Origin of the sequence: Frankia tisae (assembly GCF_025403405.1) — a bacterium.
Taxonomy (GTDB): Bacteria; Actinomycetota; Actinomycetes; order Frankiales; family Frankiaceae; genus Frankia; species Frankia tisai.
The window spans coordinates 1-9,311 of the sequence record NZ_JANEZT010000275.1 but is presented as its reverse complement, the minus strand read 5'-3'; the positions used below and the strand labels follow the sequence as shown (position 1 = coordinate 9,311).

Below are 9,311 nucleotides of genomic sequence, written 5' to 3'. Positions count from 1 at the left end.
GGGCAAAGCCCTCAGGGGTAACCGGCCCGGGCAGGCCGGGCGGCGACGGCCAGGCGGGCGCTGCGGAGGTCGGCGGGCCCGGTGGACCGCCCGGACCGGCCAGGCCGCCACCAAAGCGTGGTGGTGCCGACGGGATGGGCGGGCCCGGAGGTTGGACGGGCCCGCGCGGGCCGGTGTCTGCCGGGGGGTCGACGGGTGGAGAGGCCGACCCCGCGTATGACGGCGGCCAGGAGACGTGGCCTGGCCCGGGGCCCCGCCACAGCGGATCCGGGGTCGGGCTCGGCCGGCCCGCGCCACTCGACGGGTCGATCCCGAAGCGGTCGCCGGGTCTCGGCGGGGGAAAGTGCCCGGGAGGCCGCAGGATGGTGTGTTCGGCGTCGTCGAGGTCAGGGTCCGGATCGGGACCATCGCCGAGGCGCGGCCCCGGTGGCGACTGCTCGGCTGAGCGCGGCGACTCGTCGTCGCCATTGCCGGGGCTCGGCACGGTTCCTCCCGAGATGGGTGACGGGTGCGGTCCCCAGAGTAGGCGCACCTCTCCGCAAATACCGGCGGTATTGGGCTACTGCACAACAAATGCGGCCCTATCGTCGCCCGCCTGGACCTGCGGCAGCAGGCATGCGGCGGATAGGGGGATCCCGCCGCCTGATCAGGGTCGCACCATGCTCCGGACTCCTCGTTCTGGGCCCTGGTCGGTGGACTGAGCTGGTATCGACCGGGGCCGGATCAGCTCTGCGGCACCGGGTTGAAGTCGCTCCACCATTCATACAAAGCGACGCCGTCGGTTCCGGTCGCCCTGAACGAGACCAGCTTGTTGTCGTAGGACCAGAAGATGAAGTGACTGCTCTGCAGCGCCGTGCACACAGCGGTGCCCTGGGTCTTGCTCTGGTCGAAGTTCCAGGTGAAAACTTCGCTACCGCCCTCCTTGCACGTGCCGTTGGGCGTGGTGACCCGAGACTTGCGCACGTCGATGTCGCTGGCGAGGTCACCAGCGGTGGCGTAGGCGTAGGCGGCGACGACCTTGCCGTCGTCGGAGTTGCAGTACAGCGAGGCCAGGATGTGATCGCCCTCGGCCTCGCTGTTGGGCCTGCAGTCGGTCATCGCCGACGAGTCGAGCTTGGCGACCAGCTCGCTCTCAGCAGGTGTGAACGCCGTGGACGGGCTCGGGGACGGGCTCGCCGGGGAGGCGGCCGACGAGCCTGCGGGCGTGGTCGGCAGGGCGCTGGGCGGGGCAGTGGCCAACGGTTTCCCGTCATCGGAGCCGCCGGTGAGCAGCACGACCGGGATGACGATGAGTAGCACCATTGCGACGACCGCCGCGCCGATGATGATCGTCCATCGACGACCGGAACCGCTGGAGCGAGGCCCGCCTGTGGGCCCGGAGCCAGGGGGTGGGTACGCCCCGTATGCGGCGACCGGAGGGTAGCCCTGCTGGTAGTCGCCGGCTGCCGGATAGCCCTGTTGCTGGTAACCCTGTTGCTGGTAACCCTGGCCGTAGCCGGCGCCTGGCCCCGGGTAGCCGCCTGGCCCCGGGTAGCCGCCCGGCCCCGGGTAGCCGGCGGGGGAGTAGCCGGCGGGGGAGTAGCCGGGCGAGCCACCAAAGCCGCCGTTGCCCGGATCACTAAGGCCACCATGCGGCGACGCGCCGTATCCGCCTACCGGCGGGTACACAGCGGTTGGCGGGTACCCGTTCCCGTCCGGGACCCAGCCGCCGGGTGACTCGGGCGGGTATCCATGTCCCGGACTATCCGGAAGGATCCTGGTTTGCGCCTCCTCGCCGTACGTATCCTCGAGGTGACGCGGGTCGCCGCGGCCGTATGGGTTCTCGTGGCCGTAAGGATCACTGAGCGGGCGGCCTGGTGCGGTGGGTGGGAATCCCGGCTGCGCGGGTGTGAGCGGTGGGCCGACCGGTGGCCAACCGTTGGCGTGGCCCGGTTGATAGCCGCCGACGTTCTCACCGACCAGGCGGGTCCTTGCCGTATCGTCGTGCAGTTCGGCGCTGCCTGGGTAACCAGGGCCCGGGCGGGGACCGGCCGGTGTGCCTTCCGCCTGTCGGGTCTCGGCGTCCGGGTCCTGGGGGCCTGGGCCCGGTGACTGCATGAGGTCCTCCTGTGCCGGGCGAAGGCCCCCCGCCGCCGCGCCCGTCGTGAAGGCCCAGCTGCCGGGATGGCTTGGGGGCGGCCGGCCACCTTAGCTCCACCCGCGCCTACTGCGACCGGGACGGGAGAAATCGCGTCTTCATCCCAGATCGGGCTTACTGCTGATGGTAGGGCTTCTGCTGCTGGGAGGAAGAGGGGCTCTACTTGACACATCCGTGGTACCGGCCACGGCATCCGCGCTCTCTGCCGAGGCTGCGGTCGGGCGGGCGGGCGCCTGCACGACCGGGGCTCCACACCGATCCGTACCGGCCGGTTGGGACGGGCCGCCGGGGCCATCGCGCGGTCAAGCAGCGTATCGGATGACGATGTCGTCCACGATCGACTCCAGGAACACCCGGTCGACGGACTCGCCGGTGAGGAGCACCCGCTGCAGGATGATGGCGGTGCCGATCTCCATGAGGATCGCGTGATCGACGTCCGGGCGGAGCTCCCCACGGGCGATGGCATGTTCGACGATGGTGTGGGAGCTCGCCTCGCGTTGCGACCAGAGCCCGCCTCGCAGCGCGTTCCGTAGATCAGGATTGCGGGGCATTTCTGAGATCAGTTCGGCGATGATCCGCCCGCGGTCCCCCCGGATGGCATCGTGAAAGGAGGTCAGGAATTCGATGATGTCCAGCCGCAGGGAGCCCGTGTCCGGAGTCGGCATGCGTTCCTCGGCAAAGGCGTTGATCGCATCTATCACCATCGCGAGTTTCGACGGCCAGCGCCGGTAGATCGTGGCCTTGCCGGCGCGGGCGCGGGCGGCCACCCGGTCCATGGTCACGCCGTCGTATCCGAGTTCGGCGAGCAGGTCCAGCGTGGCTGATCGGATCGCGTGGTCTCGGCTCTCGTCGCGAGGTCGGCCGCCTGGGCGCGGCGACGCGAGCGAGGGCTGGGTCACGACACATTCTCCGACGGCTGCGGACTGGCCGGTGCCTGTCGCGTGCGTTCCGAGAGTCGATCAGTGACTCATGGTGGATGACCGTGAACGCGTAGCACCGGATTGGCCCGCAGAGCGTAACTCGCCGGGGATACTTCGAGTACGGGTTGGCGCCGGACCGGATGGTGCTTCCCGGTGTCCGGGCGGGACCAGAACTGCCCGCCCTTCGGGTGGTGGGCCTGCGCCGCCTACCCGTTCGTGGTGGCGGCTGGACGCCCGGGTGGGGGTGCGCCGGCGCCGTTGGGGCGGACGTGGGCTGGGGTGCCCATCGGTGTGCCGTCCGGGGGCGAGACGGCGGTCCGGCGTCGAGTCGGGATTGTCCCGTCCGAGCGGAGCGGACCAGGCTGAGGGCGCCGGCCGAGATCGTCGCAGTGATCGACCCTGGCCGGCGTGAGCTCCTGGGCCGCCTGGGCCGCCTGGGCGGCCAGACCTGGCAGCGCGGCCGGCGCCGGCCCGTCGCCCGTGGGTGGGGCGGAGGCCGGCGGGCGGCGGAAGGTCAGATCCGGCCGGCGTGTTCCGGGACCGGACGGGAGTTCTCCTGGCCGGCGCCGTTGTTCACCACGGCCTTGGGGTCGTCGGGGTGCAGGAACACCCACTTCTTGTAGGCCCAGAAGCGGAACACCGTTCCCAGTCCGGTACCGATGACGTTGCCGAACAGGTTGAAGGCGAGCACGCCGCGCAGGTCCAGCACGTAGCGGGCGAACCCGAGGCAACCGAGTGCGATCAGCAGGCCAACGGTATTGAGGATCACGAAGAGGGTGTACTCGCGGCGCAGACCGGTCCGGGCTCGGTGGTTGAAGGACCACTGCCGGTTTCCGATGTAGGAAAATGTGGCCGCGATCACCGTAGAGACGGTCTTCGCGCTGAGCGGACCCATTCCGAGAAGTGTGTGACACAAGTTCGAAACCAAGAAGTCGATGGCATAGCAGACGCCACCGACCAGCCCGAACTTGCCCATCTCGTGGATGAGTACCTGCATCGGCGAGCGTGTCTGCCGGTGCCTCACCACACGCGACCTCGTTCGATTCTTACCACCCGAGGAGAGTACCGGCTGCCTCGGCCTCGGTTCAGAGCCACCCCCTCGGATGGGGGCGCCGACCCGATCACCGCCTCGGTCGGCGCCCAGATCTCGACTTCAAGTAGTGATTGGAGTATACCGGAACGTGGTTGAGTCACTCGGGATGTGTTCCCTGATCCACGGTGAGTGATGCAACCGATTCGCTTCGAAGGGCAACGTGAGTGGCGCAACCTAGCCGAATGTGGGGAACACCGACGAAGCTGGGTAGGTGGGCGGCATCCTGGCAATGCGGGAGCGCGGTCACCACAGATCAGGAGGATGGGCCACGATGATCTCCATCGCGAGTGGGTCGCACGGCTGATGTCGACATCGACCGACCAGCAGAGCCCGGCCGAGACGGCCGCCGACGCGCACGCCGACCGGATCCGCCCGGCGGGACCGGTGGACGGCACGGCCACGGTGACGGAGCTACTGCTGACCTATGCGGCTGGCCACCCGGCCCGGCGGCAGGAGGCCGGGCTGCCGGCCTCTCCGACCGCCCGCCCGCGCCTGGGCGTCGCGGTCGTCGCCTGCATGGATGCCCGGATCAACATTGAGGCGCTGCTCGGCCTGACCGAGGGGGACGCGCACATCCTGCGCAATGCCGGCGGCGTCATCACCACGGACGTCGTGCGCTCGCTCGCGGTCAGCCAGAACGTGCTCGGCACCACGGAGATCATCCTCCTGCACCACACCTCCTGCGGCCTGGAGAGGATCACCGACGACGGCTTCCGCGACCAGCTGGAGCGGGACACCGGCGTGCGTCCCGAGTGGTCGGTGCAGGCGTTCACCAACGTGGAGGATGACGTGCGCCTGTCGCTGCGGATCCTGCGCTCCTCGCCCTTCCTGCAGACCACGATCTCGGTCCGCGGTTTCGTCTATCAGGTCGAGACCGGTGCGCTGGTGGAGGTACCGGCCTGATCGACGTCGACGCGCTGGGTCAGCGCTGCGGCCGGCCCAGCGCCCGGTAGGTCCACCCGGCCGCCCGCCACCGCCCGGGATCGAGGGCTCCTCGGCCGTCGATGACGACGGGCCGCGCCACGTGCGGTCGTAGCACTGCTGGGTCGAGCTCCCGGAACTCGTGCCACTCGGTGAGAAGGAGCACGACCTCGGCGCCGGCTACCGCGCCGACCACCGAGTCGGTGAAGCACAGGTTCGGGTAGCAGGCCCGGGCGTTCACCACGGCCGCCGGGTCGTAGACCGACACGTGGGCTCCGGCCCGGCGCAGCGCCTCGGCTACAGCCAGGGCCGGCGAGTCGCGGATGTCATCGGAGTTGGGCTTGAACGCGGCTCCGAGCACACCCACCGCCCGGTTCGCCGGTGAGCCGTCCAGCACCTCCCGGGCCAGCGCCACCGCACGCGTCCGCGCCCGGGCGTTGACGGCGTCCACCTCACCGAGGAACGCCAGGGCGTGACCGACCCCCAGCTCGTCCGCGCGGGCCTGGAACGCCCGGATGTCCTTGGGCAGGCAACCGCCGCCGAATCCGATGCCGGCCTGGAGGAACCGGTGCCCGATCCGGGCATCATGCGCCAGCGCGCCGGCCAGTTCGACGACATCGCCGCCGGCGGCCTCGCACACCTCTGCCATGGCGTTGATGAAGGAGATCTTCGTGGCGAGGAACGCGTTCGCGGCGACCTTGACGAGCTCGGCGGTGGTGCGGTCGGTGACGACGACGGGGGTACCGTCACCGATCGTTCGGGCGTAGATCGCTCGCAGCCGCCGCTGCGCAGTGCCGCCGGGAGCGATGCCGAAGACCAGCCGGTCCGGGCGCAGGGTGTCGTCGACGGCGAAGCCCTCCCGCAGGAATTCAGGATTCCAGGCGAGCTCCGCGCCGGGCGCACCCGCGGCGAGCTTCGCCGCGAGCCGGATGGCCGTGCCCGTGGGCACCGTCGACTTGCCGACCACGAGGTCCGCGGGGCCCAGCCCGGCCGCGATCAGCCCGCTCACCGCCGCGTCGACGTGGCGCAGGTCCGCCGCGCCGGAGTCGTGCCGCTGGGGCGTCCCCACGCAGATGAAGTGCACGTCGGCCTGGTCGACCGCCTCGGCCAGCGAGCCCGAGAACGTGAGCCGTCCGGCCTCGAGGTTCTTGCGCAGCAGCGCCTCGAGGCCGGGTTCGTAGAACGGCACCTCGCCGCCGGACAACCGACGGACCCGGTCTGCGTCGATGTCGACGCCGATCACGTCGAAGCCCAGCTCGGCCATGCACACGGCGTGGGTCGCGCCGAGGTAGCCCGTGCCGATGACGCTGATCCGCGGATCGGTGGACCTGCTCACGCTCGGCACCTCCGCTGCGCAGGGGATCGACGTGGATCCCCTGCGCCCCGCCGCCGCGCACCGAGAGCCACCGGTTGACGAGAGTAGTCACTACCCTCCGGTGCCGGCCGCCACGTCGGCACGATCGGGCCTCACCCGAGGCGGGGGAGGCGCAGCGTCCGTGCGCTCGGGCCCGCGAGTGCAGGCGGGGCGGCTCCGGGAACGCCGGCTTCCTCAGGACCCGCACCGACCGTTCCGCCGGCCGCAACGGGCGCTGCGGCGATGGTGGTTACCCGCTCGGACTCGATCCGGCGGGTGAGCGCGGCGGGGGCGAGGTGCCGACAGAGCACCACCGATGCGCCGGCCACCAGTGGAGCGAGCAGGCCGCCGAGGAGCCCCTCGGCCGACGCCAACGGCGCGGTGGACAGGACCCGGTCCGCAGGTCCCAACCCCCAGGCCGCCGCGATCCGTGCGCCGGCACGCAGCAGCTCGACCTGTTCCGGCGGAGGCGGCGGCGGGTTGAACCGGTCGCCGTGCGCAGGGACCTCGACGGAGTAGTCGAGCACGCCCGCAATGGGCCGCGGCATGCGGCCGCCCAGCGGGCGTAGCGACAGCGCCACCGTCTCGTCGACCACCAGCTCGGCGGTCGCGTCGAGCCGATCCTCGGCCACGAACAGCGCGCCGAGGCGGGTCGTCGGCGGCAGCGTCGAGCCCGCGGCCAGCGCGCCGGCACCGCCGTTCTCGTCGGCGACGGCGAGGACGACCTCCAGCCCCGCCGACCAGCCGGCGAGCGGGATCACCAGGCCCAGCCAGTGGGTCGGCAGGTCGATCCCGATGCGGTCGCCGGCACCGAGCCCGAGGGTGTCGACGAGCATGTTCGCGGTCTTCGCGACCCAGTTGTCGAACGTGACGGCGGAGAACTCCACCCGCTCGCCGGTCGCGTCGTCGTAGAAGGTCACCAGCGGCCTGGCCGGGTCGGTGGCGAGCCGATGGGCGAGTAGTCCGGCGATGCCTCGCACTCCTGCGGGGACGCTTCCCTCCGGCGGTCCGCCCGCGCCCGCCGGATCCAGCAGTCGAGCGGCGGGTACCAGCCGCGGCGGCGCCCCGGTCACGGCGTGCAGGAGGTGTCGGCGGGCAGCGGCGTGGGCGTACCGGGGGCGCCGGCACCCGTCGCCACGGTGCCAGTCCCGGCGGTGCCAGTCCCGGCGGTGCCAGTCCCGGCGGCGGATGAGGAGGCGATGGCTGCCGCGGCGCCCGTTGGGGACGTGGCGCCGGCTGTCGCTCCAGCGCCGGCTGGACCGGCCGCCGCGCCTGGACCGGAGGCGGCCGTCAGGCCGGCGAACGCGGTGCCGAGGACGACGACGAGTCCGTTCCCGGTTTGCGCGGGGTCCTCGACCGGCAGACCGCCGGGCAGACGGGTGGCCAGGGTGCGCGCCGCGCCCTGCTGGCCCGGGGGGTAGTGAATCTCGGTCAGCGCCTGACCGTTCATCGTCGCCGTCGTCATCGGTCCAGTGAATCCGAGTGACCGCAGCACGTCGACCGTGGCGGCGGCGAGTCCCGTACGCCCTGACGCGTTGCGGACGGCGGCGACGGTGATCCCGGCAGGGTCGACCGCGACCCCGGGGCTGGTGTCGGACGTGCTTGCGGCAGGGGCGGGCGTCGCCGCGGCCGGGCGGGCGTCGCCCGCGGGCCGCAGCGGCGCCAGCACCTGGGCGAGGCCGGCCTGGTCGGCGACCAGCACGGCACCGTGCGGTGGGACCGTTCCCAGCCCGTCGACGGCGCCGTCGGCAGGCAGCGCCACCCGGGTGGGGACCGTGACGAAGCGGACTCCGCCCGCGCCCAGTCCGCTGGCCCGCTTCGACAGGGTGAGCATGGCGGTCTGGTCGAGTCCCTTGTCCACCCGGAGCGCGCCGCCGACCGCACCGAGCAGTGCGGTGATCTTCGCGGGGTTGGAGAGCACGCCCGCGCTGGTCGCCGTCGTCAGGAGTTTGGCGAGGAACTGCTGCTGGCGCAGGACGCGCAGCCGCTCGTCACCGAGGGCGTAGCGGGTGCGGACGAAGGCGAGCGCCTGCTCGCCGTTCAGCCGGTTCTCCCCGAGGTGGCCGTTCCATCCGGACATCGTGTCGTGCAGGTTGCGGGTGCTCCCGTCGGGCAACGGCGTCACGCAGACGGTGATGCCGCCTACCGCGTCCGTCATCGTCCGGAATCCGGCGAGATTGATCGAGATGGTGTGGTCGATCTTCAGACCGGTGAGCGACTCCAGCGTGGTGACGAGGCCGGGCACGTCCGCCAGCTGGAGCACCTCGGTCAGCTTCGCGCGGCCGTCCTGGGCCGCGGCCCGGGTGGAGGGCACGACCGGCACGAGCATGTCGCGGGGGAAGGACAGCAGGGTCACGGAGCCGTCCCGGGCGAAGTGGACGATGATCGTCGTGTCCGATCGCACCCCGTCCACGGCTCCATATTCTCCGTTGGTGCCCGCCCGGCTGTCATCGCCGAGTAGCAGGATGTTCTGCTCGCCGGCCGCGCCCGCCGGTCGGGCGCCCTCGATGTCCCAGTTCACCCGGGTGATGGCGCCGTCGAAGTGCCGGTAGGCGGCCCAACCCAGCGAGCACAGCCCCAGGACGAGCACGGATAGCAGGCTGGTAACGGTGAGCGACAGTCGGCGCAGGAACGAGCGGTGCCGGCGCGGCTGGCGGGGATCTAGCTCCGGCGGCAGCGGTAGCGGCCGCTGCCGCGCGGGTCGGCCGCGTGGGCCGCTCGGGCGGTACAGCCCGGCCGGCGGTGCTGGTCGCGGTGGTGCTGGTCGTGGTGGTGCTGGTCGCGGTGGTGCTGGTCGCCGCGGCCGAACGGGCGCCGTGGGTGGCTCCGGCGCCGGTGGTCCCCCACGCAGGTGCCATAGGTCGGGCGGGGTACGCGGGGTAGGTG

Annotated in this window: 8 protein-coding genes; 2 read left to right on the top strand and 6 right to left on the bottom strand. The window is 71.7% G+C overall.

Annotation, left to right across the window (positions count from 1 at the left end):
* Positions 1-723 precede the first annotated feature (723 nt).
* The 3 genes from NBZ85_RS22360 to NBZ85_RS22350 form a co-directional block, all read right to left on the bottom strand.
* Entirely contained in the window at positions 724-1,668 is a 945-nt protein-coding gene (locus tag NBZ85_RS22360) for a hypothetical protein (protein WP_261562539.1), read from the bottom strand.
* A 771-nt stretch (positions 1,669-2,439) separates the two neighbouring features.
* Complete coding sequence (locus NBZ85_RS32795; RefSeq protein WP_261558783.1) at positions 2,440-3,036, bottom strand: TetR/AcrR family transcriptional regulator; 597 nt, start codon at positions 3,034-3,036, stop codon at positions 2,440-2,442.
* A 535-nt stretch (positions 3,037-3,571) separates the two neighbouring features.
* Positions 3,572-4,081: a GtrA family protein gene (locus tag NBZ85_RS22350; RefSeq protein WP_438803103.1), complete on the bottom strand. Its 510-nt coding sequence runs from the start codon at positions 4,079-4,081 to the stop codon at positions 3,572-3,574.
* Positions 4,082-4,453: 372 nt separating this feature from the next.
* On the opposite strand from NBZ85_RS22350, the gene NBZ85_RS22345 reads away from it, so the two are divergent.
* Positions 4,454-5,053, top strand: coding sequence for a beta-class carbonic anhydrase (locus tag NBZ85_RS22345; protein WP_261558781.1), 600 nt, complete (start codon positions 4,454-4,456; stop codon positions 5,051-5,053).
* 19 nt (positions 5,054-5,072) lie between these two features.
* On the opposite strand, the gene NBZ85_RS22340 is transcribed toward NBZ85_RS22345, so the two are convergent.
* From NBZ85_RS22340 to NBZ85_RS22330, 3 genes are all read right to left on the bottom strand, one after another.
* Positions 5,073-6,416, bottom strand: a complete 1,344-nt coding sequence (locus NBZ85_RS22340) for a UDP-glucose dehydrogenase family protein (RefSeq protein WP_261558780.1) — start codon at positions 6,414-6,416, stop codon at positions 5,073-5,075.
* 122 nt (positions 6,417-6,538) lie between these two features.
* Positions 6,539-7,405, bottom strand: a complete 867-nt coding sequence (locus tag NBZ85_RS22335; RefSeq protein WP_438803102.1) for a TIGR03089 family protein — start codon at positions 7,403-7,405, stop codon at positions 6,539-6,541.
* Between the two features lie 89 nt (positions 7,406-7,494).
* Positions 7,495-9,015, bottom strand: a complete 1,521-nt coding sequence (locus NBZ85_RS22330) for an LCP family protein (protein ID WP_261562537.1) — start codon at positions 9,013-9,015, stop codon at positions 7,495-7,497.
* Between the two features lie 119 nt (positions 9,016-9,134).
* Here NBZ85_RS22330 and NBZ85_RS22325 point away from each other — a divergent pair, with 119 nt between their 5' ends.
* Positions 9,135-9,308 carry a hypothetical protein gene (locus NBZ85_RS22325; RefSeq protein WP_261558777.1) on the top strand — a complete coding sequence of 58 codons (174 nt, stop codon included), beginning with the start codon at positions 9,135-9,137 and terminating at the stop codon, positions 9,306-9,308.
* Positions 9,309-9,311: the final 3 nt, after the last annotated feature.

What these genes read in the sequence shown, in the direction of transcription:
- NBZ85_RS22345 (WP_261558781.1), top strand. Translation starts at nt 4,454, where the DNA reads ATGTCGACATCGACCGACCAGCAGAGCCCGGCCGAGACGGCCGCCGAC.